Here is a 25,159-nt window from a genome sequence, read left to right on the forward strand (position 1 = left end):
TTCACAAGAATAGAAATTAATTTAATCCAAATACCATCTCTGCCCACTGTGGGTTATCGATGAACGGATTGCGATTTTCTTGTGCTTCAAATATACGATTGTTGCGTTCGATCTCAACAGCATCTACTGGATCAAGTTTGTGCCACTCAAGTAAAACAGAAAGCTTCCCATGGTATGGAGCTGAACCATTATTTACTTTTTCATTCAGCTCTAAATCCACACGATCTGTTTCATCATAGCGAGTCGCCATGTAGAATAACATACGCGCCACATCCCCTTTTACTCGTGTAGGTGGCTCGAATGAATCGCCATCTCGCTTACAATCTGGACAGTTAGTAACAGGAGTACCGCCCCAATCAAAGTCAAGATTTCCACGTGAACTGTTTACTTGAACATCAGTTGCACGTAAGTGATGGATATCTGTTCCAGGACCATTGCTAGTCCCAAAGTTACCATGAGACTTTGCCCAAACGTGTTCACGATTCCAGTCACCAACATTTCCTCCATTACGGTCTTTTGAACGTGAAACGCCAGAATAGAATAAAGAAACGTTGTTTGTGTTGTTTGGATCCTCGTCTGTATATTTTAAAGCTGTCCAGACTTGGGAATACGATAATACGATTTGCTCGTCAATAATGTCGTGAAGCGCGTCTTTCAGCGCTTCACCTGTTAGATTTGCAAGCCCCGTGTAATACCCATCAACCGAATCGTAGCTCACTGGATCGACTGGGTCAACTGGATCTGTTGGTTGTTCAGGTTCTTCTGGTTGAGCTGGCGTATTCATCGTATCAATAAAGGTGATGTTCTGTTCCGAAGCACCTTTAGTATATGAAATCTTTCCAACATTAAATGCATTTCTTAACTCAATTTTTTCTTTACCTGAAATCACGATTTCTTTAATAACGGTTCCTTCTAAATCATATTGAGCATTTGATTTGTTAGGATTCAATAGAACTGTACGATCCTCTAGCCCACTTCCTGTAATACCTGCAACCTGCGATTTGACTTCAATCCCGTTATTAATACGCACATTTTCTCCGATAGTCACATGTGTGTTCGGAGTAGCGACCACAAGCTTACCTGTCTTCGTATTTTCATAACGAAGGTAGCGATCATAAACTAGTGGTGGAACCGGTGGGATTACTTCCTTCGTAAAGTCTACTTGAATAAGAACTGGGTCATGGTCAGAAGCTCGTCCATGCTCTTCCATTTTATTTGCATTGATATGCAAAATATCAACGACTGTTTTTTCAAGTAAGTTTTTCGTTACTAGGATGTGATCAAGAACTTGATTGTTTCCTTGGTAGTAGTACGTGAAACGGTCTTCTACCGGTACTTGTTCAATCATGTTGACTAAAATATCACCTTTAAGTGCTGCAAGTGCTGGAGTGAATTCAAAGTCATTCATATCCCCTGCCACTACTACGTTTAGGTCAGGATTTTTGTCGAGCCCTTTTTGGATGAAGCTATTAATCATTTTGGCAAGTTCGATACGTTCAGGTTCAGAGCCCAATACCGGTGGTTGATTTTTACCAAACAAGCCTTGGTCCCCGCCCTTAGAGTTTAAGTGAGCTGTAATCACTACAACTTTCTCACCATTGAACATAAATTCAGCAGCAAGGGGTTTACGTGTGTTCGGTTGTGGAAGATCTAAAATACGACCTGGATTCAATGTTAAAGAGCCAGAATCTGTCCACTGCGTTGCCTGGGTTGAAGTTCCTTTCGTACCTGGAACTAGTTCTACACGATCTGCATTGTATAAGTATCCAACACGAATGTTTCCGCCCGGTTGCCCACCATCTTGATTGTGAACAGGTGCAATATCTGTATACGAATACTCTGGACCACCAGCAGCTTTAATCGCTGCAATTAAACGCTCATAGGACTGAGATGCATCTGGATTTCCTGAATCTACAGAACCATCGTTATCTTGTACTTCTACAAGTCCGATAATATCTGGAGATTTCATTTTGTCCACGAACGATTTCGCAATGCGTTCAACTTTTTCGTCCGATGTTTGAGAAGCGTTTGCTGAGAAGTTTTCTACATTATAAGTAGCAACTGTCAGTTTTTCATCCGCTACTTCAATGGAAGTTGTTTCATCTGGATGTGTACCTTCAATTAATTCTGGTAATTGCTCGACAGATGTAAAGACTTTATAGTTCCCAAATCCATAGCCCACAACACCAACAGGAGCTGTTGCAAAACGATCTCCTGATTTTGCAACATACGATTCATTGTCAATATCAAAGATGACACGTTCTGGATTGTAATCGTCTGCTGAAATAGTGATTCCACCAAGCAGGTTCAACTCGTTATTTGTCGCTTCAGTGTTCACGACAATTACTTCACCAAACTTCTGTGGTCCAACGATATGAGCGTTTGGAACAGATACGCGCATTCCCTCTAATGACTCCCAGAAATCAATCCCATCTTCATCTGGATCAAACGAAGTTAAGTTATCGTTATCAATAATTTTTGTAGGTGGCATACGATCAACGCCGATACGAATTGGTTCAGGTAGTTCTGCTGTTCCAATTTTTGATACTGTAGAATTCCCGATACGTGTAATTGGTAGGTCTGTCTGACGGTTATCGGAATACCCTTCATAGAAATTTTCTTGAACAGTTCCACTTACAGTGATTAGATCACCTACTTTGTAAGTAGAAGCTGCATTTGGTAAGTTGACCGCAATCCCCTCTGCAGTTGCAGGGTTATCGTCAGGGTCCACAGTTTGAATAAAGAAGTTCGCTGAGTTATAGAAGTGAGTGATAACGCCCGTCACTCCTGCCACACCAGCACCAGTGTATGGAGAATAGTGATCTTCTCCTTGAATTTCTTCAATTGTTACATTTTCAGTCTTTAAAACAGTAAATTTAAATGAGAATACTTCTGATGTTTCAGAAGATGTCACTGCAATCGCCTTGATTGTAGTAGTTTCTTCAAGAACGATAGGACCTTCATAAACTGTACTCTCTGTCGTTGGTGTAGAACCATCAAGAGTATAGTAAATTGTTGCATTTTCCCACTCTGTTAGAAGTTCAATGGCTTGACCCTCATTTACTGCACCCGGGAAAACATTTGTAAATACAGCAGGTTTTGTAGAAAGTTCAAAGCTTGATGCACCTGTTGTTTTCAATTGGAATGTCGTATTGAACGTACCTGCAATCCCGTAAATGTCCAAAATGTCTCCATTTGAATATTGACGAATAAAGTCTTCATATGTGTAGCCATTTCGGTTGTCATTGCGCACTACTACAGATGAACCATCTTCTGTAGTTGCTGTGAATTCGATTGTTCCAAATCCAGGATCACGTAAATTTGAGACAACAGCTTCTTCAAGAAGTAAACGTTCCCCTTGCGTAGAAGCATTTACACCTGAAGCTGGTACAACCTGCACTTCTGGTAATGGATTGTTTGTATCTAGCTTAGTAATCGTGGGGTTCGTGATTTGTAATTCATTTTGGAAAGCATCAAGAGTTCCTTGGATTTGAATACGGTCACCCTGCTTCACACCAGTATCAGTAGTTGTATAAACATAGATACCTGCAGTAGCATCTTGAATATAGAAGCCATTGTTACCGAACTTCGCAATGTCCGTTGTTACAATTCCTTCTGTAACTACAGAAGATTTTAAAGTCGCAGCTCGTACTTCTGCTACAGTCTGGCTTTGAATCAGAGTATAGCTATACGTTTGAATAGCACTAGTTTCCAAACCATCTTTTTTTGCAATAGCTTTAATTGTAGTTGCTCCATTGATTTCAATAGGCATTGTGTAGACTTGCGTTGCTTGATTTGAGTCAGAAGGGTCAGACCCATCTACTGTGTAATAAATCGTAGCATCTTTTGTAGTTGTGGCAAGCGTGACTTGTGTACCTGTAACCACAGCGCCAGCACCTGGAGTAGCCGTTACATTTGCCACTTTTGTTTCAGCCGGTGGCGGTGTACCCTCTCCACCTTCCATTACATGTGAACCTAAGAACGTAAATGTATCAATTGGATGACTATCCCACTCTACTGATGGATCAAACGCATTTGACGCATCTTTATCACCAGTCGTGATTGAAGATTTGCGGACCAATGTTTGATTGACAGTTGACACACCATTGACTGACCAACTTGTTGATGGTTGGAATCCAATTTGACCGAATGAATCAATTATTTCACCATTTTTCTTAAGAAGTACTGTATCATCTCCATTAAAATTAGTAGTTCCTGACACTTTATCTCCTAGAGCCTTTAATCCTTGAACTGCGCTAGTATGAAATAAAACATAAACATCTCCACTTCCTAAAGTCCCTGATAGATTTTCTACGCTTTGTGCAGATGCATTACCGTTCGAGTATAATTCCACAACGTAACCATCTAAATTAACATTTGCTCCAGTCCCATTATAAATTTCAAGAGCTTTATTATTACTGCTACCCTCAATGTATTCTGAGAAAAATAAGTCATCCGCTAATATCGAACCTTCTAATTTACTTTCAGCTTGAGCGTTAGGTATGTATGGTATTACTAATGAAACTACTAAAGCAAACGCCAAAATCAACTTACTGATTGCATGATTGAAAATCTTCAAAATTTTCATCCTTTCAAATTTTTGTTTACTTACTTTTTTAGCATATCTGAATATTGTAAAGAAAACGTTATTGTTTTGTAAACGCTTTCACTTTTTAACAAAAATAGGTCTGACGTATAGGTTAAATTAAATGCAATTTCAATTTCACATTTTCTCTCTTACAATTAATTAGTCCTAAAGTTTCATTTTAATGAAATAGCAATTAAGATATACACCTCTATTATTCGAAGGACAAAAGAGTTTAAAGGGGGCAAAAAATCCTACAACTAAATTTATCAGTTACAGGATTCATTTGCTATTCTTTTTTAGTAGGGTTATTATCCTTTAAAGCCTCTAAAGGGGTGCGCTTTTTCTTTCTCGCACGCAATTTCAAATAAATTGTAGGAGACTCATAGTCATCTGAGGCTTCAATGTCTCTATTAGATGCTCGCATGAACGACCATCCGAGTAAGAACATAATAAAAATCAGAGGGAATCCCCCTACTATACTGGCCGTTTGTAATGTATCAAGCCCACCAAGGAAGAGGAGTGAAAGTGGTAAGATGCACAATGTGAATGCCCAGAATAGTCGATTCCACAGTAAAGGCTCTCCATCAACAGATTTTTGAACGACAGAAGCAAGTATATACGACGAGGAGTCAAACGTTGTGGCTAAGAATATAATGGAGAGCACTGTAAATACTAACACCATTAAGTAAGAGAAAGGCAATTGTGACACTACTGCAATAATCGTAGCAGCAGGACCATTGGTTTCCATAAAGCTAATGACATCAAATTGACCCGTGAGTTGTAAATGCAGACCGTAGTTCCCAAAGATTCCAAAGAACAGGACACACCCAAGAGTTCCGTAGATCATTGTTCCAAAAATCATTGAACGAATTGTTCTTCCTCTAGAAATACGAGCAATAAATAATCCAACGAACGGAGCATACACAAGCCACCAAGCCCAGTAAAACACTGTCCACGCTTCCGGGAATCCACTTTCAGTAAATCCACCTAAATTCCCAAATGGCTCTGCCCATGTTGCCATTCTAAAGAAGTTATCTAAAATTAACCCAACTCCATTAAAAGTAGTCTCCACTATAAAACGTGTAGGACCGAAGAATAATACAACCGCAAGTAGGAATAGTGCTAACCAGATATTTAAATCACTTAACACTTTTATCCCTTTTTTCAAACCTGAGGCTGAGCTAATAGCAAATATAATTGTACATAACAACATAATAAGTGCTTGAGTAAGAAGGTTTACAGGAATGCCAGTCAAATAATTAACCCCTTCAGCAATCATCGGAGTTCCAAGAGCTAGTGTAGTACCTGCGCCCCCTAGTAAGCCGAATATAAATAAAATATCAATGATTTTACCAAGTGGACCGTCGACCCACTTTCCTAACACTGGTCGTACTGCTTCACTTACTTTAAGAACACTCTTTTTTCGTACATAATAGAAGTAAGCAATTGGAAGTGCAGGAAGTGTGTAAATAGCCCAGGCAATCGGTCCCCAATGGAACATTCCATAAGCCGTTGCCCAAGGGATAGCTTCTGGAGATTCTGGCTCTAAACCAAATGGAGGTCCCTGATAGTAATAGACCCACTCAATCACAGACCAATATAAAATACTTGATCCAATACCGGCAGCAAATAACATCGCAGCCCAGGAAAACGTATTGAATTCTGGTTCTTCCCCTTCTTCTCCTAATTTAATATGTCCATTTTTACTGAATGCAACAAAAATTAAAAAGAAGAATGCACCTAATCCCATCGCAAGATACAAGATTCCAAAATTTGTTGTCATATATTCGTTTGCTAGACCAACAATTACTCTACCTGATTCAGGAAAGAACACGAGTGGCAATGTGACTGCCATCAAAAGTAAAAATGCACCTATAAATGTTGGCCAATCAATTATCTTTGATTTCATCTGTTTTCTCCTTTCAGTTTAGTAGTACAAGTGTACCAGAGATTTTCATGAAAATTATTTTTTAAATCAAGTTAATTCATTTTATTATTCTATTTATTCAAAAAATAAGTATTTTTACTATTCCGTGATATGATACTTCCATGAAAAACAAATGTGTTTTTAGGGAGGACGTAAGCATATGAAAATCAAGTTTGGTTTGTTACCTCGAATTATACTGGCAATAGTATTAGGAGTAGTACTAGGTTCATTTGTTCCTGAAAACGTTGTGAAGTTTTTCGCTACATTTAACGGGCTCTTTGGTGGGTTCTTAGGCTTTGCAATCCCACTTATCATTATTGGGTTTATCGTTCCTGGGATTGCTCATCTAGGCAAAGGGGCTGGGAAACTTTTAGGTGTTACGACAACTACAGCATATGTTTCAACAATCATAGCTGGAACATTGGCGTTTACTGTAGGAAGTTTATTGTTACCTGGCTTCGTCGAAAACACAACTGCAGGAAATGTAGTAAATCCAGGAGAAGCACTGCTTGGCGGTTTTTTTGAACTTGAAATCCCTCCAATTATGGGTGTCATGAGTGCACTAATTTTTGCATTTGTCTTAGGTATCGGAATTTCAGCTACAAACAGTACAAACTTGCGTACAATTATGGATGAATTCCAACGCATTATTGAAAAATTAATCACGTACGTGATCATTCCACTATTACCGATTCATATTTTAGGAATTTTCATGAACATGACGTATGGTGGTCAAGTCCAATCGATTTTGTCGGTTTTCGCCAAAGTCTTCATACTGATCATTGCACTTCATATCACCATGCTTCTACTTCAATATACGACTGCAGGAGTCGCGAGCGGAAAGAATCCATTGCGTTTGATTCGCACGATGTTACCTGCCTACTTCACTGCTCTTGGTACACAATCATCAGCTGCGACAATACCAGTAACTTTGCAGTCAGCTAAGAAAACAGGGGTTAACGAAAAAATTGCGGAATTTGCTGTACCGTTATTTGCAACAATCCATTTATCAGGTAGTATGATCACTCTTGTAAGTTGTTCTATGGGAGTAATCCTGTTAACTGGTGGAGCACCTAGTTTGTCAGAAATGGGGCCATTCATCTTGTTACTTGGCGTAATGATGATTGCTGCGCCGGGTGTCCCAGGTGGCGCTGTAATGGCTGCAGCGGGTCTACTTGAAACAATGCTTGGGTTTGACCCAACGATGGTTTCTCTTATGATTGCATTGTATTTAGCGCAAGATAGCTTTGGTACGGCTACGAATGTTACAGGGGACGGGGCTTTGACTGTTCTTGTGGATAAGTTTTCTGGAGCAAAATCTTAGATGTGTAGAACGCTACTCTAAAGTTGAAATCTCTACAGCTTGAACACCATTTCCTGGGGGACTTTCACCGAGCCTCCTCACATCGACTTTGTCTTGTTGCGGGGTCTCGGCAAAACTCCGATAGCCCGGGAAATGGCGTCCTAGCTTCCGAGTTCTGAAGATGCAACTCTGATATATGGTGACAGGCACCATCTGGGAACCACTGGTAAATGGTGACAGGCACCGACTGGTAAAATACTCATTAAGACAAACCAAAACCAGTAGTTTCTCTGATATTTAGTCAGAGAAACTACTGGTTTTTTAGCTTCGTTGGTGGAAATCTTGTTCGACTTGTTTCTTCCATTCCCTCGTAATCTTTTTGCCCGATCGAACAGAAGACACGGCTTCATTTATAGAAGCAAAGTTCAACTCAGTTCCTTTCGCATCGGCATGGTAGTTGACAGCATAGTCACGATGAATTCCAAACTGTTGAGCAGTGGCAACTGCATCGATGTTCGCTCCTAAAAACAAGAACTCCCATCCTAATGCCGTTTGAGCTGAAATGAGTTGTTGAACAGACTTCGTCGTATACTCTTTACTAGCATTTTCCATACCGTCTGTTGTGATTACAACTAACACCTTCACATCTTCATTTTTTTGAATGGTCTTCATCTTCTGAATTCCATAACCGATAGCATCAAGCAATGCCGTCGTTCCTCGTACGTAGTATTCTTTCTCTGTCAAAGCCCGCACTTCATGAATACTCGTCCGGTCGTGTACCCATTCTAGGTGATGATCAAAAAGTAAGGTGCTAATCCGAACATCGCCTTCAACTTCTCGTTGCTTTGTGATTAGACTGTTGTAACCGCCAACAGTATCCTTCTCTAACCCACTCATTGAACCGCTGCGATCAAGAATAAAGAGTACTTCTGTTTTCATTTTTAGTTCCTCCTCTAGATATAATCTATCTAGAGTCTACCAACAGAAGACATTCTCATGGTCGCTTCAAAAGCGACATCATGACGCTCCCAACAGTGGCTGATGATACGTAAAGAGAACTTCGTTGATTGTATAAATATCATAGTTCTGATTGCGAATAAAGTATTCAATAATCAAATCAAATTTTGTACTTTTTGATAAGGAGTACCCTGCGGCTGCTAAAAGCTCTTGTGTCTCTTCAAGGGACAATTCTAAAGCAATAGCTAAAGAGAGCGCGGTAGACTTTTTAGGCTGATACTCACGTTTGGAACGAATCTTTGAAAAAAGTCGTCGATCGATATTTGCCTTTCGGTAGACATACGGATCGGATAATCCTCTCTCATCAATCAACCGGATTAGTTTATCAGAAAATGTCTCATCAGTAGTAGCTAAGAAGTCGTCAAGTGTCGACCTTTTCGTTGATTCAAAAGTAGGTAGTTCTTGAAATGAAAACGCTTCGTCCACTTGCATTTTATTGCGTTCCCGCCCATATTTCTTTTCTAATCGGTGCACAGAATGTTCATCAATGAATTCTTCAATCGATTGTTTTAACTGTTGACTCACTTGGACAGAATTTTGATCAAAGAGAACAAGAAATACTGTAATATCCTTTTTTTCAACAAATGCTTGAATAGTTTTTTTGGCGATTAAAAACGCTTTTTCTTTGGGAAATCCATAGACTCCTGCCGAAATCAACGGAAATGCAACGCTCTTTAATTGATGATCACAAGCTAGCTCTAAAGCGTTTTCATAACAGCTCTGTAAAAGTTCTTCTTCTTTTTGTAATCCCCCATTCCATTTAGGTCCTACAGTATGAATAATAAATGCAGCGGGTAATCCAAATCCTGGTGTTACGACTGCTTGCCCTGTCTGAATGGGAGCAAGAAGAGTACAAGCTTCTTTTAACTTTGCTCTTCCCGCCTTATCAAAGATTGCACCACACACTCCGCCACCTTCTAGAAGTTCCTTGTTTGCGGCGTTTACTACTGCATCTACCTTCAATGTTGTAATATCATCACGTATAAGTATGTATGGCATATTGAACCTCCGTCCTATTTTCTCTATCATATCCTAATTTTTACATGCATTCTACTTAGTAAATAATAGTAGAAATTTGTCAGTCAACAGGCGTATAATAATGAATGTACGTATATAAATCATGAAGTATGTTCCCCGTTCAGTTGGAGAACCTGCTTTTTTTAATAGGCGAAAGCGCTTAATTAAACTCAAGGATGTGGAACGCAATCATGAACAGTCAGGATAAACAAATGGATGTTATTTTGATCGGTGCCGGTGTAATGAGTGCCACACTCGGTGCTTTACTAAAAGAATTAGTCCCTCATTGGAACATTAAAGTATTTGAAAAATTAGATGCGGCGGGTATAGAAAGTTCGAACGAATGGAACAACGCAGGTACAGGACATGCAGCTCTTTGCGAATTGAACTACACACCGCAAGCAAAAGATGGCTCCATTGATATTACAAAAGCAATTAAAGTAAATGAACAGTTCCAATTATCTCGTCAGTTTTGGTCTTTCTTAGTGGAAAAAGGATTACTCAAAAAGCCAGAAGATTTTATCATGCCGATTCCACACATGAGTATGGTGCAAGGTGAAGCGGATGTTGATTTTCTTCATAAACGATTCGAAGCTTTAAAAACGAACCCTTTATTTGAAGGAATGGAATTTTCAAAAGACCCGAAAAAACTTGCCGAGTGGATTCCAGTTATCATGAACAATCGCACAGATGGTCAGCCGATTGCTGCAACGAAAATCGACACTGGAACAGACGTAAACTTCGGTGCATTGACACGTATGTTGTTTGACTATTTACAACAGCAAGATGTGGAAGTGAACTACAAACATCGTGTCGACAATTTGACGCGTTTAGAAGATCGTCGCTGGGAATTAAAGGTGACGAATCACGAGACGAAAGAATGGGAATACCACCAAGCAGACTTCGTATTTATCGGGGCGGGTGGCGGAAGCCTTCACCTTTTACAAAAATCAGGTATTCACGAATCCAAAAACATTGGAGGATTCCCTGTCAGCGGGTTGTTCCTCGTTTGTAATAACCCCGAAATTGTAGAAAAGCATCATGCGAAAGTGTATGGAAAAGCAAAAGTCGGCGCTCCTCCAATGTCTGTGCCTCACTTGGATACACGCTATATCGATGGCAAGAAATCTTTATTGTTTGGTCCATTCGCAGGCTTCTCACCGAAATTTTTGAAGACAGGTTCAAACTTAGATTTAATCAAGTCTGTTACGCCAAATAACGTGTTTACGATGCTTGCAGCTGGCGCAAAAGAAATGTCTTTAACAAAGTATTTAATTGAACAAGTCATGCTGTCTCACGACAAACGTGTAGAAGAATTACGTGAGTTCATCCCAGATGCAAAAGCAGAGGACTGGGGAACTGTCGTTGCAGGTCAACGTGTACAGGTCATTAAAGATACAGAGGTCGGCGGCAAAGGAACACTTCAGTTTGGAACAGAAGTTGTGAGCGCAACGGATGGCTCAGTAGCTGCTTTACTCGGGGCTTCTCCGGGAGCTTCAACTGCTGTACATGTCATGTTGGAAGTATTGGAACGTTGTTTCCCAGAGTTTATTGAAGAATGGCAACCACGTGTGAAAGAAATGGTTCCTTCTTATGGAGTTTCTCTCTCAGACAACCGTGAATTGTTCTTTGATTTGTTGAATTCGACTGCGCGTACTCTGAAATTGACTGAGATGCATTTAGAGAAACAACAACAAGAAACTGTTGCAGTTGCAGCAACTCCTGAGAACGCATAAATTTAGAGAATAGTAGTAATGGATTCAATCTCTGGCGATGCGGTAGTGAGTTCCAGGGGGAGCATACCGGAGCCTCCTCTTGGCATACGAGAAGCTCGCACTTCTCGCCTCCACTGCGGGGTCTCCGCCATACTCTGATTCCCCAGGAACTCACTACCTCCTCTTGTCGATTAATAAAGTCGGCAAGTAATGAATATAGAACTCGCCCGCTGTCCTAAACAGTGTATAGGGTGACAGGCACCATCTGGGAGACACTGGTAAATGGTGACAGGCACCTATAAAAATTACAAATAAAAACAGTAGTTCACTTAGCCTATAATAAGTGAACTACTGTTTTTTTATTGATAAATGACATCTGCTAGTCGCATATTATTTGGATCGTACGCCTCAAATACTGTTTTTTCCTCTTCTACTGCCATGCGTATATTACACGCTGACTGATAAATCGGGTCTGATGCAAAATCAGTTGATAAAGCACTTTCACCAGTTCGGGTGTACGCATAATAAGTTCCATTCGATTTCCGGTAGACAAAAGTTGAAGTGTCTTTGTAGAGAAGTACGTTCTTTAGGTTGGACACATTTAAATCATAAGCTGCTTGTGAAATCGACGGGTCTGGTAACAGACATACGGTCGAGCCATTCATAAAATCGACACGCTGACTATCATTATTTGGATTGACTATTTGTTCCTCGGTAGAACCTTTTGTAATAATAATTCGGTTGGCAATGATATGAGAACTATCAATCTCTGTTTGAGAGTTTGAATTGAATTCTAAATCTAGTGTTGTTGTAATTAAATTTGAGTTTTTTACTTGGAAATGCTTTTCAAAAGATAAAGAAGCTCCGGAGAGAACATTTACATTTAACAAACTTCCCTCTGATCCGAATTGTTGATGGTTGAATGTCCCACCTTGTTGAAAGTAGTAAAAATGCTCTCCTTCAAAATTATAAGTTTGACCATTTGCCGTATTGATTGGGTTGGTTACTACAATCGTATCATTATTTGGTAAAGAGGCATATTGTGCAAATGTATAAGACGTGATAAAGGATTCTGTCTTGTCTCCTTGCCACATTAGTTGTTCCGGTAACTCTATAAATAACTCTATCGGCTCACTGACATCCGTCTCGGTAAATCCGACCACTTTCAAAGATAGCGTGGAATCCTCTACATTCAAATTTGAACGCTCAATAAGCCGGTACCCTCTGGTCTGTTGATCTACAATTGTCGTATAGCCCGCCACAATGGATGGTGGTGTTGAAGCAGTTTCCATATAGACAGTGTTGGCATAATAAGCAGCTAACTCCGCATTTTGTGTGGTGGCAAGTGCAGTCATATTAGTTGTTAAATCTGTGTAACTTGTCGAAGTTTTTTTCACTTGATCCATCTTAGTAGCTGTGTCAGCAATCAATTGATTCACATCACGGATGATTTCTTCTTTATAAAACTCTGCTCCCATTTCTGCGAGCGCCGTTGTTACAATGTTTGAATCTGTTTTCTCAACCTGCACTTTTTGTGAAACAGCAATACGCGTGAAAGAGAACATGAAAAGCATGAGCATCATTACAAGACCTAATGTGATTAAAAGTGTATACCCTTTTTCATTTGTTAGATGCGTTCTCAAACTTTTCACATCCTTTCATTAGTATTGAAATATAGTAATTTTGAATCAATTATCTACTTATTTTGTCATTTATCTTAGTTTACACTACGAACACTGTTCCGTCATCATTCTAAATCCGCAAATGTTTGCTGAAGAATATAATATGATTCTTTTAAACGCTCATTTGAAGTTGGTACATTCCAACTCTCCCATGAATAACGGCGAAGACCACTATCTTCTGATACGAGCACAGATGCTTCCCCTTCTCCCATCACGAGACCAATTCCAATTGATTCGATAAACTCACTTGCCTCTTCACCGTCTTTGAACACATCCCCAATTACTTCTAAGCGACTTGGATCTCTAAATTGAAGTAGCAGCCATGGAATTCTAATTTCTACTGAATTGTCTCCAAACTCATAATCCGCAAGTGAGTTATAATCCGCTGAATTAGGATTACCATTGCCCCGTGTCAACTTTCCAGTCTCATAAAATTCAAATGGTAGTACTTCATCTAGTTCTGGATAATACAACTTTTTGTTTAGAACATAATAGATTGGTGTAAATTTTCCTGTATTCTTTCTTCCGTTGGACACAGGCTCAATCATTTTTTGGTCGTTGCCATATAAATAATGATAATAATCGTAGTACGTATCAGCTACTAAACGGCTTTCTTCACCATTCATATCCACAATGAAATCAATTCCATCTTCAAAAGATAGCGCGTCTATTCCCGTATTTCCTTGATCTGGAATTGTATCTAGAACAATACGTGCACGTTCCGTATCCTGAAGTCCTTCAATTTTTAAATACAGATTCGCTTCATCATGCGTGACTTTTAGAGATGCAGACGAATCTCCAATAAAGTCGTCTACTTCTGTCCAATCCTCGAAACTCCCATCTACTTGTACTCTCATAGAATCAAAGCTCAACAATCCAAAGTTTTGTTCGTTTGTCTGGCGATTTGACCAGTATGGGCGTCGTTCGCGATTATCATATTCTTGGGTATTCCATGTTCGTTTGAACCATTCATCTTGCCAACTGAACACTAAACCACCTAAATAATCTTCCGCTATTATTGTTCGGAACAGCTTTGAGACATAGTCTCCTTGCTGCTGTTCTGTCACGTTCCCTTGGTTCCATCCATACGGGTTGATATGCGTTCCGCCACGAGAAGCTGGAATTCCAAACTCCGCAATTAAAACCGGCATGTCGTGTGCCGCACGTAAATCATTTAAATAGCCTGCATAACTATTTTTCTCTCCATCTTGATCGACATATTCTAAGTACTCCTTATCAACGTTCAAGAAGTCTGGATAGTACGGATAAACGTGGTACGATGCGAACTGACCGATTGGTTCCATTTCATTTTTCAAGCGAATTACATTCGGATTCACACTTACTAGATCCTCGTCGATATTTGGTTCGGATGGGTGATCCAGTAAATCCGTTGTAACCCAGTTTGTAAAGCTAATCGGGCGGAGTTCATTATAATTGTCTGCCTCATAGGTTAAAATGCCATCCATATGCATCGCTAACCAGTGTTCAAAAGGAGACGCATTTTCTGTTTTTACAAATTGACCATCGTAATCTTTAAGATGATCATTTTCTTCATTCGTTCCAACAACCATTTCCGGATACCATTCTATCCCGATAATCCAGCCGACTACATACTCCGATATATCCGCTTCGTAAGTACCGGAAGCGTGACCTACTTGGGGAAGAATTCGGGCATTCCCATGTATCACATCGACAATGTCTTGATATTCTTTAATAAATCGTTTATTGGTTTCCTCATTGAATGCATTTTGTGTTTCCTCTAACAACTCTTCTTCCGTCCATGCGCCGTGAAATACATAAAGCGGGACGTCATGCTCTTCATTATAGCGTTTCAATGCACGATAAAAACCTGGAGGATGGACCGTATACACTCGAATCGTGTTAGCATTCATTTCACCGATTTGTTGGAACCAACGATAATATTCTTCCTCTGTAATCGCTGCTTCCCCTGGAAAGAATCCTGGTTTGCCCATTCCAATATTTACGCCTTTAACGGACATCTCTTGCCAGTCCCCGTCTACTTGCACTTCAAACTGGTCACCCGAAATTCTTGAGTGATTCACCAATTCTTCATTCTTTCGGACTGGTACACCAGACAACTCTTTTGCGGATGCAACTATGTCCGTTAATTGCGATGCAAATGTGGACCAGTAAAACCCGTCCCCACGATTTGCATAAAAGAAATTGTAAACAGAAGACAAACCAAAGATTTGGTAAAGTGCTGGTGGCGATTCTAGAGATTGATAATCCGCTGCCATGTAGACAGACTGAATCTCTGGATGCTCGCGTTGCACGATTGCTGGCACTAGTCCTTCTGTCAATTCAACAGGCAATTGTTGGTGAATAGATTCTGGGAGCGCAAACCAAAATGAAACGTCCTCTTCAATCGGAGAAGTCACAATCTGAATCCAACCGCGATAATCACTTTCTACCCAATCATTCGAATCACCATGCTGATAGACTTCTTCCGATTCAATTACAACGGTCTGTTCTATTTGTTCATTTGTAAATATATATCCACTACCTTCATACTCCCAACTACCTTCCACTAATTCTCTAGTCAAGTCTGGAATATCAGGATTACTTGCTGACAAATCCTCGAAGTAGCGCATAATCCAACCTGTAAACCGAACCCCTGTGAAGTCTTCTATTTCTCGTGTAAGCAACTCGTCTTGTACACCTAGCCAATCAATCGGTTGTACTAGAAGCAATTTATTTAGTTGTTCTGAGGTAGTCGCTTCTCTCCAACGCTGTTCGTTGACTGCTCCTGAAACTAGGTCTAATTCAATAGAGGCCTCGTCTGGATTAGCATATTTCTTATGTTTAAAATACCAATCTATTCCTTGATGATTTTCTATATCATCCTTCACTTGGTCAGAAGCTGTGACTGATGAATTCGGTGTTGCCACCCAAAGCAAATAGGGCAGGCCAAATACGCCTGCCACTACAAGTACAACTAAGATAAATCGATCCACGAGGTCATCTCCTTTTTCTGGAAACCAGTACGTTCCATTTTGCCCCACTCGCGTTTTCTAAAGATTATCCGAATAAGCCCTTCCAATCTCCATAAAAGCGTCAATGGGCGGTACCAGAAGATTTCAGTTAAAGCCATGATTAACAGGCGATAAATATCTCGGATACGTGGGTAGCGATTTACACTCCAAGCTTCCATTAATACAGATCCCATTGAGAATACACTTCCATAAAGTATCAGTAATAATGCTAGCAAGATTGCAATTTCGATGTATACATCACCTGCAAATAAAGCAAATATTAAATAAATGTATCCTCCAATCTCAATAATCGGGCCTAGAAATTCAATCAACCAGAAATAGGGCATCGATACCATGCCAACAGCTCCGTACTTTGGATTGAAGGTCATTCGTTTATGGCGCCATAAACTCTCAGTTAATCCTTGATGCCACCTTCTTCGTTGCTTTCGAAGTACGGAAAGTTTAGAAGGAACTTCTGTCCAGCAAACCGGATCCGGAACAAATTCAATTCGTTTCTTTTCTTTACTTTCAGCAAGTACTCGGTGCAAACGAACAACCAGTTCCATATCTTCTCCTATTGTGTTCTTCGCATAACCTCCTGCTTTAATAACCCAGGACTTTGAGAACACGGAGAAGGCGCCAGAAATAATGAGCACTAAATTATAGCGACTTAGAGCAATCCGTCCCATTAAAAATGCGCGTAAATATTCGACTGCTTGCATGACAACAAGTAAGTTGTTTGGTAGAGCAGGGCTTGAGATAGCACCGTGCTCCACATAAAGGCCGTTTGCAATACGCACATTCCCACCAGCAGCTATTACTTTTCCATTCGATGCAACAATCGGCTTCATAATACGCAATAACGAACGATCTTCTAATATTGAATCCCCATCAATGGAGCAGATATACGGAAATCTGGAAACATTGATACCTGCATTTAGAGCATCTGCTTTTCCACCGTTCAGCTTGTCGACCAAAAGTAAGTTAGGGTGAATCGTAGATTGATAGATTGCAACAATCTCTTCATTCTCCAACTGTTTGCGCACGACCTTGTTCAGCTTTTCCATTGCAAAATAAGAAATCATCGTTTCTTTTGTGAGGTCTGTAGACCCGTCATTTATTACTATGACTTCAAATTGAGGGTAGCGAAGGCTGAGTAATGACCGAACACTATCTACCACACCTTTTTCTTCGTTAAATGCTGGAACTAAAATTGATACAGGCTTTGAGTAATAACTAGAAAGAAAATCGTCATCAAGCTCTTCTTTATCCAATTGGTATTCTTTACGCAGCTTTAATAAAGAGAGGAGTAACATAAGCGTATATATGATAATGACACCGATCATGTAAAAAATCAGAAAGCGTCCAAAAAATACTAAAATAGCTTCCCAAATGGCCATTACGCAAACACTCCCCTCATAAGCTGTTCTTCAATGATTTCAATCGCAAAACGATCCTGCGTGCTATCTTTGTATGCAAGCAATAGCTCAGTCCCATTTTTTTGCTTAGCTACTGAGCGAGCAGCTGTAGAACGAACCCACCAACTCGAATCTTCAAGTAAAGGCAATAAGTAACCTTTACTCTCATGTAGTGGGAAAGTTCCAATCAGCCGAGCAGCAAGCATGCGTTCTTCCCAATAGTCCGACTCGAGAAATGGCAAAATTGAAGAGTAGTCTTTATAAAAACCAATCATTTCAATAGCCTTTAAAATACGAATACGAATTTCGGACTCTTCTTCCAGTTGAAGCTGGCTCATTAAAAATTCTTGATATTCCACATAATTCTTCTCTCCAATAACATCGATTAAAGAAAGCTTTGCCGGTCGAGAGAGAAAACTATAATTCTGAACCAAGTCTTGCAGTTGACTATTTTCAAGTTTTAAAAGAAGTGCTCGATTTTGATGTTCCGAAAATTGATGTTCATCGTCTTTGATAATATGCAAAGCTGTTGTCTTACATGTCATAATTTTTAATAATGATAGATAATAATCTTCTTCTACAGTGGCTACTTTCTTAGACTCCCAGCGCTTCAGATGACTTTCGGCTAATGCGACTAACTGAAAATCAATGGTTCGATAAAGTCCGTTCATCCGATGACTCCACTCGGGGCTCCGTAACATTTTTCTGTAGTACCCCTCTAAATAAGTGTTTGCAAATAAGTAAATCTTTTGCCGAGTCCCTTCTACATACACACTATTTAAAAAATTGATAAGTAACTTTTCTGTAGCATTTGTTTCATGCGGTCCATCTGGGATTAATTGCTCATCCCAGTCCCCCCCATAAAACAAGTAATTCATCCATATATGTTTAGTACGGTCGATATAGTTCTTTTCGTTTGCTAATTTCCGCTTCTCTAAAAGTCTTAAAACCGTTAAATACACACTGAATAGAAGCAATAGTGTTAAAAGGACGAGAATAATCCATAATAGCGTTATACTTGAAACTGTCATTCGAACCACAGCCTCTCAATTGTTCTTCTGAAGAGAGCTTCAAACAAGCGAAGATTAAATGGCTTATGAATCACTTCATCAATCCCCATTTGATAGGCATTGATTAGATTTTCTTCAGAGACACGGTCCGTCAACATAAAGATATGAAATTTTTGATGACTTGCTTGATTTCTTAGGAAATGTACGACTTCAATACCGTTCTTCTTCGGTAATACATCGTCTAAAACGACCAAATGATGATTAGCACTTGTGTACCACTCTGAGGATTCGAATTCTAAACCGTCTTCAAATAAATGAACATCTACTAAGAAATTTTTAAAGTCCATAGTCGAAATTGATCGGTGCAATACTTCTTGTACTATTTTGTCGTTTACAATAAGACTAACTTTAATCGTGCGCTTCTCCGTAATTGTCCACGGTCCTTCAATGTAATTCACTAGAGCTTCATCAAAATTTGAACTTTTCATTATTTTGACAACTTCCATTAAACTCATTTTGGAGTCTCGAACTTCTGTGTATAAAACTTTATAGGCATGGACATCTTCTAATGAAAAATGAGATTTCAGCCGTTTTAAAAATGCTTTTACTTCTTTCTTTCCACTGTTTGGTAAAACTGCCCACCAACCTTCTTTTTCCGGATCATGAAAAACTAAGTCAGAGTTACGAATAAATTTTAAGACTTCCTCATTTTCGACTTTCGCTTCTTCTGTCAGCGGTTTTATAAAAACAACGGCAATAGGGGCTTTCGACCTTTCCAACGCACCTTGGATGAGTGAGAATATGGACTCTGCTTCATCTACCCAATACAATTTTCTCCCCACCATCATCGCCCTCTTTCTTCCAATTCGATTATTACTCATACAATAGCACCTTTTCCATAATTTGAATAGTACTATTTGCATTATTTTAAATTAAATCTTGGTTTTTTTATAAAATAATTTAACTAACATAGTAAAATAGTATTTATATGAATTCATTCTATGCATGACTAAAGATATTTAGCGTTTATACTTGACTCTTTTCGGGAAAATAGATACCATTGCATGAAATCTGAATCAATTGAATACAAAGGGAGGAATGTACGATGCATAGAACGCATACATTGTATGATTTGCAACACGAAAAAAGTACGGCCCCTTCTTCACTGTTTTCGACTAATGCACATTTACTTTGGTTTAAATCAATTGAGCATCAGCAGTTGTGTCACTTATCAACTCAGGATCTTTGTGAGTTGATTTCACTTGGCATCTTACCTGAATTTACATTATTTGAATCTCTCCACCGTCTATATGAAGATCCTATGGCTGGTACTTTAGAAGATGGCGAGCTACTACAAACAGTTGCTTACAATTTCACTGAAGAATTTTGGAAGAACCACCCAAAAAGCAATCATCAGATGACTGAGTTTTTGACGATGCTCTCGACTTTTAAAGTCGCCGAAAATTATCACTGGAAAAGCGAAATTGAAAAGAAGAATTATTTCTATGCTTTAGAAACATTGTCGAATCAATTAAAGTAGAAAGAGACCTCATCTGAGGTCTCTTTCTACTTTATAGGAACGAATCCACTTTATTAAATTCTCCACTTCTCTCTCAGTAGTTAAATACCCGAATGAAATTCGCACAAATTGCCGCGCAACATCTTCTTCGTAGCCTAGAGCGCTTAGCGTAGACATCGCCTCTCCGTGCCCCACTTTGCATGCACTTCCGGTTGAGATGGAAATTCCGTGTCTGTTTGCTTCTAACATGGTATGTTGTCCGTCCACGCCAAAGCCTAACAATCCCACTATAAAAGGTGATTTAGTTGTCCCTTGCCCAACATATTCCACAGTCTCAGGCAGAGCATTAACCACTCTCATATGGAGCTTTTGCACATTTGCATAGAGATCATGTTGTTCCTTTAGCGAGATAAATGCCGCTTCTGTTGTAGCTACTATAGAAGGAATATCCACTGTGCCTGCTCGAAATCCAAATTGATGCGTTGTGCCGGGATATACAGAGCTCCAATGAAAGTCTGGATTGATCAAACAAACGCCGCACCCTTTGGGTCCCCCGAACTTATGGCCCGAAATAACAAAACTCGCAACGTCCTGTTGCCAACCAGTCAATGTACATTTTCCGAACCCTTGCACCGCATCACAATGAACGGGTATCGATTTTCCCTTAACAAGTGACAGTATCTCTTCTATAGGTTGTAGAATTCCTGTTTCGGAATTCACCCACTGACATACTACTAAAATCACCTCGTCACTAAGCATGTCATTCGTTTTTTGCAAATCCACAACACCGCGTTCAGTTAAAGGCAACCATTCTAAAGCAAAGCCCTCACTCTTCAATTCATGAACAACCGTTAAAATGCTCGCATGTTCAAGCGGACTTACTAAAATCGTTCCTTGCTTCCCTTTTACGAGTGACCGAATAGCCAACTGATTTCCTTCTGTAGCTGATCCCGTGAAGAAAACACTATCAGGGCTTACCTGTAAATGATCAGCCCATATATGCTTGCATTTCTGGAGCACTCGTTGTGCTGCACTTCCGACGTCATGAAGACTTTGAGTATTGCCATAAAATTTTCGCGCTGCTTCTACATAACTTGTAAGTGCTTCTTCTCGCATAGGGGCTGTCGCAGCATAATCAAAATAGTTCAACTTTTTCACAACCTTCGATTCGAACTTGTCTTTCATTTTGCCTGGGTTCATAATAGGTGTCAAGACACTTGTAAAGTAGGTGTAAATTTTATGGTTGATGTTTGTATAGTTGGTGGCGGTTTAGCGGGGCTTATGCTAGCAAAAAACCTTTCATCTACACTAAATGTTGTGATTATCTCGGATTCGTTTACGAAAGGAAATAGTTGGCTTGCGCAAGGTGGTATCGCCGCTCCGCTCGGCGAGAGTGATGCACCTTCTTTCCATCTTCAAGATACGCTTCTTGTCGGCTCAAAACATGTGGATGGTTTGGCTGCAAAGGAAATTATTGAAGACGGTGAACGTTTAGTCCGAAGTCTACTTAATGAAGGATTTCCAGTTGACCTCACTTCAGATGGAGATCTGGCGCTAGGTAAAGAAGCCGCGCATTCCCATCATCGAGTGCTTCATGCAGGAGGAGATCGGACCGGGAAGTTTTGGATGAAGAAAGCTACTACCGCTACACAGTCTGTTAAAAGAATGATAGCTTCGGCCCACTCACTTGTTATGGAAGATGGAACTTGCAAGGGTGTTCGCATCGTCACGGAGCAGCATCAAGTAAAAACTCTATACGCCACTACAGTTGTATTGGCTACCGGTGGAATCGGTGAACTTTTTGGAGTTACGTCGAATTCTTCCGCAGCTAAAGGTACGGGGTTATCACTTGCCTATCATGCAGGTGCTCGACTGACCGATTTAGAATTCATTCAATTTCACCCTACTATCGCAGTAGACAAGCAAGGAACTAAAGGATTGGTAACTGAAGCATTACGAGGAGCAGGCGCAATTTTCACTGATCAAGAAGGCACTCCTCTTGCCATCAATCCCCTTGGACCTCGTGATGTGACCGCTCGCTTGATTGATTATCACTGGCGAAACCAACTTCCGGTTTTTCTAGATCGAAAACAGGTGGAGAAATTTTCGGAGCGCTTTCCAACTGCGAAGCAAGTTTTTAAAGACCAACAGCGCATAGCTGTTCGTCCTGGTGTCCACTTCCATATGGGAGGTATTCAAACGGATCTAGGTGGACGTACTAGTATTCCTGGACTGTACGCTTTGGGAGAAGTGGCTTGTACAGGTTTACATGGAGGCAATCGTTTAGCGAGCAATTCGCTGCTCGAGTGTATTGTGATGGGCTATAGAGTAGCTAAGGATATTCAATCAACTAGCGCACCCATGACTGGAATAAGAGTGAGCAAACTCCCAGAGCCACCCACAGAAATACGAAACAAAGATTTTTCTCAAGAGTCTTTAGTGCATTACTGTGGAATTTTGCGAGACGAATCAAGTGAGACATATGCCAACTCACTCCCACTTCAACAATGGGACTTAGCCAATGTGCCCGTTCACACCATTGATTTACTACATCGCTATACTACGAGCTCTTTACTTGCTCAGTCTATATCCCTGCGTAAAGAAAGTCGGGGCGCCCATTTTCGAATAGACTTCCCATCTACACAAGACGAATGGAACCACAAGGTTATTGTTCACGAAGGAAATCAGAAGTGGATTGAAACGAGAAATTCTAGTCAGTTGAAAGAGAGGGTCTACTATGAATCGATTCATCATTGAAGAAAGGCTACGCCAATTTTTTATTGAAGATATAGGAGAAGATGATCTATCTAGCCGTGTTTTTGACAGTGTACATCACTCTACTGCTTTTGTCCGCGCAAAAGAAGAGGGAATTGCCTGTGGATTGTTTATTTTTGAAATAGGATTTGGTCTGCTGGATCAAAACGTGAAGGTCACTCTACATAAAAAAGAGGGAGAACCCTTCCATAGTGGCGATAGTTTAGTAGAGCTAACTGGACCCACTCACTCCTTGTTGTCTGGGGAGCGTGTATTGTTGAATTTGGTGCAGCGCATGTGTTCAGTGGCAACCTTTACAAGTCACTGTGCAGAACAACTTGCCGGAACACCTGCCCAACTTGTCGATACTCGGAAAACGACTGCAGGGCTACGTATATTTGAAAAGTATGCCGTCCGGGTTGGTGGTGGGAAAAATCATCGTAATGGTTTATACGATGCAGTAATGTTAAAAGATAACCATATTGCGGCTTGTGGATCGATTACACTTGCGGTGCAAAAAGCACGTCAATTCGTAGGTCCTCTTGTGAAAGTAGAAGTGGAGATTGAAACTAAGGAACAGTTGATAGAGGCAATTGAAGCAGAACCCGATGTTATTATGATTGACAACCAATCCCCTGAAACAATCAAACAGTGGGTACAACTCGTTCCAGAAACTATTTTAACAGAAGCATCCGGTGGAATTACTATTGAGACACTACGTGCATATGGCGAAACCGGTGTTGACTTGATTTCAATGGGCGCACTCACGCATAGCGTAAAACAACTGGATTTAAGTCTAAATGTCACTTCATCACATAAGGAGGTAATGAAATGAGTATTTTATCGCTTCTTACAGAGACCAGCTCACTCCCTGCGCAGTATACAACACTCTCTACTGAAGAATTAAAGAAGCGCGCACGTGCTGCCCGTGAAAAACTTCAAGATCGTGTCTATATTCTCGGGCACCATTATCAAAAAGATGAAGTCATTCAATTTGCTGATGCTACAGGTGATTCTTTGCAGTTATCACAAATCGCTGCTGAGCAAACTGCAGAAACCATTATTTTCTGCGGTGTTCACTTCATGGCAGAAACTGCAGATATCTTAACATCTCCGGACCAAAATGTAATCTTACCGGATATGCGTGCGGGTTGTTCAATGGCGGACATGGCAACAATTTCTCAAACCGAACGTGCTTGGACACACTTACAGGAGCTGTTTGACGATACAATATTGCCACTCACCTATGTCAATTCGACTGCTGCGATTAAATCGTTTGTTGGGAAGTATGGCGGAGCTACTGTCACCTCCTCTAATGCCCACAAGATGGTGAAATGGGCATTTACTCAGAAACAACGATTACTTTTTTTACCCGATCAACATCTAGGTCGCAATACAGCAGCTGACCTAGGAATCCCACTCGAGCACATGGCCATCTGGGATCCAATTGCAAATCGTTTAGAAGCTTTATGTGCACTAGAAGATGTTCAAGTCATCTTGTGGAAAGGCCATTGTTCGGTGCATATGAATTTTTTACCGAAGCATGTGGAAAACTTGCGCAAAAATGAACCAGACCGAAGAATTCTCGTACACCCTGAGTGTACGCATGAAGTAGTAACAGCATCTGATGATAACGGATCTACGAGTTATATTATTGACCAAATCAATCAAGCGCCGGATGGTTCTAAATGGGCGATTGGAACTGAGATGAATTTAGTCAATCGCTTGATTGCAGATAACCCCCATTTGGATATCGTGTCACTCAACCCATTTATGTGCCCGTGTTTGACAATGAATAGAATCGACCTTCCTCATCTTACGTGGGTGTTGGAGGAGCTAGTTGAAGGCAATGTGGTCAATCCAATTAAGGTTGACGCAGAAACAGCCGAATATTCGAAGATTGCACTTGAGCGGATGTGGAAACATTTAGATGTGTAGAACGCCGCTCTAGAAACTCCGAGGAAATCAGACGTGCCCGGGAAGGCGCTCTTCAGCCTTTGCGGGTGCGGCTGATTCCGGAGTGTGTTTCTGGCGTTCGGAACTCGATTCCATTTAGATGTGTAGAACGCCGCTCTAGAAACTCCGACTTTAAGATGTATTCTATTCTCGGTGCCTGTCACCCATCCTGAGCGGTCGTTCATCGGATAAATGCTTGATTTATTCTACACTAACCACAATTTATTCTACCGAAAGTGACTTTTCTTCTACCGAAGTCA

General features: G+C 40.3%; 16 protein-coding genes. 6 read left to right on the forward strand and 10 right to left on the reverse strand.

The window, feature by feature from the left end; translation table 11 throughout:
• Positions 1-16: 16 nt before the first annotated feature.
• Positions 17-4,579, reverse strand: a complete 4,563-nt coding sequence (locus tag JOD03_RS09245; protein ID WP_204590551.1) for an endonuclease — start codon at positions 4,577-4,579, stop codon at positions 17-19.
• Between the two features lie 295 nt (positions 4,580-4,874).
• Positions 4,875-6,497 carry a BCCT family transporter gene (locus JOD03_RS09250; protein ID WP_204590552.1) on the reverse strand — a complete coding sequence of 541 codons (1,623 nt, stop codon included), beginning with the start codon at positions 6,495-6,497 and terminating at the stop codon, positions 4,875-4,877.
• A 178-nt stretch (positions 6,498-6,675) separates the two neighbouring features.
• Here JOD03_RS09250 and JOD03_RS09255 point away from each other — a divergent pair, with 178 nt between their 5' ends.
• Entirely contained in the window at positions 6,676-7,839 is a 1,164-nt protein-coding gene (locus JOD03_RS09255) for a dicarboxylate/amino acid:cation symporter (protein ID WP_204590553.1), read from the forward strand.
• A gap of 300 nt (positions 7,840-8,139) precedes the next feature.
• Here JOD03_RS09255 and JOD03_RS09260 read toward each other — a convergent pair whose 3' ends face one another.
• Positions 8,140-8,757 carry a vWA domain-containing protein gene (locus JOD03_RS09260; RefSeq protein WP_204590554.1) on the reverse strand — a complete coding sequence of 206 codons (618 nt, stop codon included), beginning with the start codon at positions 8,755-8,757 and terminating at the stop codon, positions 8,140-8,142.
• Positions 8,758-8,835: 78 nt separating this feature from the next.
• Positions 8,836-9,834 (reverse strand): macro domain-containing protein, encoded by a 999-nt coding sequence (locus tag JOD03_RS09265; RefSeq protein ID WP_204590555.1) that lies wholly within the window; start codon positions 9,832-9,834, stop codon positions 8,836-8,838.
• 209 nt (positions 9,835-10,043) lie between these two features.
• Between JOD03_RS09265 and JOD03_RS09270 the strand changes: the two genes are divergently transcribed.
• Positions 10,044-11,588 (forward strand): malate:quinone oxidoreductase, encoded by a 1,545-nt coding sequence (locus tag JOD03_RS09270; protein ID WP_204590556.1) that lies wholly within the window; start codon positions 10,044-10,046, stop codon positions 11,586-11,588.
• Positions 11,589-11,926: 338 nt separating this feature from the next.
• Here JOD03_RS09270 and JOD03_RS09275 read toward each other — a convergent pair whose 3' ends face one another.
• From JOD03_RS09275 to JOD03_RS09295, 5 genes are all read right to left on the reverse strand, one after another.
• Entirely contained in the window at positions 11,927-13,210 is a 1,284-nt protein-coding gene (locus tag JOD03_RS09275) for a hypothetical protein (protein ID WP_204590557.1), read from the reverse strand.
• Positions 13,211-13,314: 104 nt separating this feature from the next.
• Entirely contained in the window at positions 13,315-16,224 is a 2,910-nt protein-coding gene (locus tag JOD03_RS09280; RefSeq protein ID WP_204590558.1) for a hypothetical protein, read from the reverse strand.
• Complete coding sequence (locus JOD03_RS09285; RefSeq protein WP_204590559.1) at positions 16,206-17,642, reverse strand: glycosyltransferase family 2 protein; 1,437 nt, start codon at positions 17,640-17,642, stop codon at positions 16,206-16,208. Before JOD03_RS09285 ends, JOD03_RS09280 begins: the two co-directional genes overlap by 19 nt.
• A complete protein-coding gene (locus tag JOD03_RS09290; protein WP_204590560.1) occupies positions 17,642-18,691 on the reverse strand; it encodes a HEAT repeat domain-containing protein in 1,050 nt (349 codons plus the stop codon). The genes JOD03_RS09285 and JOD03_RS09290 overlap by 1 nt, the downstream gene beginning before the upstream one ends.
• A complete protein-coding gene (locus JOD03_RS09295) occupies positions 18,688-19,551 on the reverse strand; it encodes a response regulator (protein WP_204590561.1) in 864 nt (287 codons plus the stop codon). The genes JOD03_RS09290 and JOD03_RS09295 overlap by 4 nt, the downstream gene beginning before the upstream one ends.
• Positions 19,552-19,775: 224 nt before the next feature.
• Between JOD03_RS09295 and JOD03_RS09300 the strand changes: the two genes are divergently transcribed.
• A complete protein-coding gene (locus JOD03_RS09300) occupies positions 19,776-20,210 on the forward strand; it encodes a contact-dependent growth inhibition system immunity protein (RefSeq protein WP_204590562.1) in 435 nt (144 codons plus the stop codon).
• A gap of 9 nt (positions 20,211-20,219) precedes the next feature.
• Here the strand turns inward: JOD03_RS09300 and JOD03_RS09305 are convergent, their stop codons facing one another.
• Positions 20,220-21,347: an IscS subfamily cysteine desulfurase gene (locus JOD03_RS09305; RefSeq protein ID WP_420837248.1), complete on the reverse strand. Its 1,128-nt coding sequence runs from the start codon at positions 21,345-21,347 to the stop codon at positions 20,220-20,222.
• An 81-nt stretch (positions 21,348-21,428) separates the two neighbouring features.
• Here JOD03_RS09305 and JOD03_RS09310 point away from each other — a divergent pair, with 81 nt between their 5' ends.
• The 3 genes from JOD03_RS09310 to nadA are packed head-to-tail and all read left to right on the forward strand — an operon-like array spanning position 21,429 to position 24,881.
• On the forward strand, positions 21,429-22,946 hold the full coding sequence (locus tag JOD03_RS09310; protein WP_204590564.1) for an L-aspartate oxidase: 1,518 nt from the start codon (positions 21,429-21,431) through the stop codon (positions 22,944-22,946).
• Entirely contained in the window at positions 22,927-23,778 is an 852-nt protein-coding gene (gene nadC / locus JOD03_RS09315) for a carboxylating nicotinate-nucleotide diphosphorylase (protein WP_204590565.1), read from the forward strand. Before JOD03_RS09310 ends, nadC begins: the two co-directional genes overlap by 20 nt.
• Positions 23,775-24,881: a quinolinate synthase NadA gene (gene nadA, locus JOD03_RS09320; RefSeq protein ID WP_204590566.1), complete on the forward strand. Its 1,107-nt coding sequence runs from the start codon at positions 23,775-23,777 to the stop codon at positions 24,879-24,881. The genes nadC and nadA overlap by 4 nt, the downstream gene beginning before the upstream one ends.
• Positions 24,882-25,159 lie beyond the last annotated feature (278 nt).

The sequence above is a fragment of the Chryseomicrobium aureum genome, from assembly GCF_016909155.1.
Taxonomy (GTDB): domain Bacteria; phylum Bacillota; class Bacilli; order Bacillales_A; family Planococcaceae; genus Chryseomicrobium; species Chryseomicrobium aureum.

Excerpts from the sequence above, each read along its gene's own strand:
- JOD03_RS09295 (WP_204590561.1), bottom strand. The coding sequence starts at position 19,551 with ATGAGTAATAATCGAATTGGAAGAAAGAGGGCGATGATGGTGGGGAGA.
- JOD03_RS09270 (WP_204590556.1), top strand. The coding sequence starts at position 10,044 with ATGAACAGTCAGGATAAACAAATGGATGTTATTTTGATCGGTGCCGGT.
- nadA (WP_204590566.1), top strand. The coding sequence starts at position 23,775 with ATGAGTATTTTATCGCTTCTTACAGAGACCAGCTCACTCCCTGCGCAG.
- JOD03_RS09255 (WP_204590553.1), top strand. The coding sequence starts at position 6,676 with ATGAAAATCAAGTTTGGTTTGTTACCTCGAATTATACTGGCAATAGTA.
- JOD03_RS09285 (WP_204590559.1), bottom strand. The coding sequence starts at position 17,642 with ATGGCCATTTGGGAAGCTATTTTAGTATTTTTTGGACGCTTTCTGATT.
- nadC (WP_204590565.1), top strand. The coding sequence starts at position 22,927 with ATGAATCGATTCATCATTGAAGAAAGGCTACGCCAATTTTTTATTGAA.
- JOD03_RS09260 (WP_204590554.1), bottom strand. The coding sequence starts at position 8,757 with ATGAAAACAGAAGTACTCTTTATTCTTGATCGCAGCGGTTCAATGAGT.
- JOD03_RS09265 (WP_204590555.1), bottom strand. The coding sequence starts at position 9,834 with ATGCCATACATACTTATACGTGATGATATTACAACATTGAAGGTAGAT.
- JOD03_RS09290 (WP_204590560.1), bottom strand. The coding sequence starts at position 18,691 with ATGACAGTTTCAAGTATAACGCTATTATGGATTATTCTCGTCCTTTTA.
- JOD03_RS09310 (WP_204590564.1), top strand. The coding sequence starts at position 21,429 with ATGGTTGATGTTTGTATAGTTGGTGGCGGTTTAGCGGGGCTTATGCTA.
- JOD03_RS09250 (WP_204590552.1), bottom strand. The coding sequence starts at position 6,497 with ATGAAATCAAAGATAATTGATTGGCCAACATTTATAGGTGCATTTTTA.
- JOD03_RS09300 (WP_204590562.1), top strand. The coding sequence starts at position 19,776 with ATGCATAGAACGCATACATTGTATGATTTGCAACACGAAAAAAGTACG.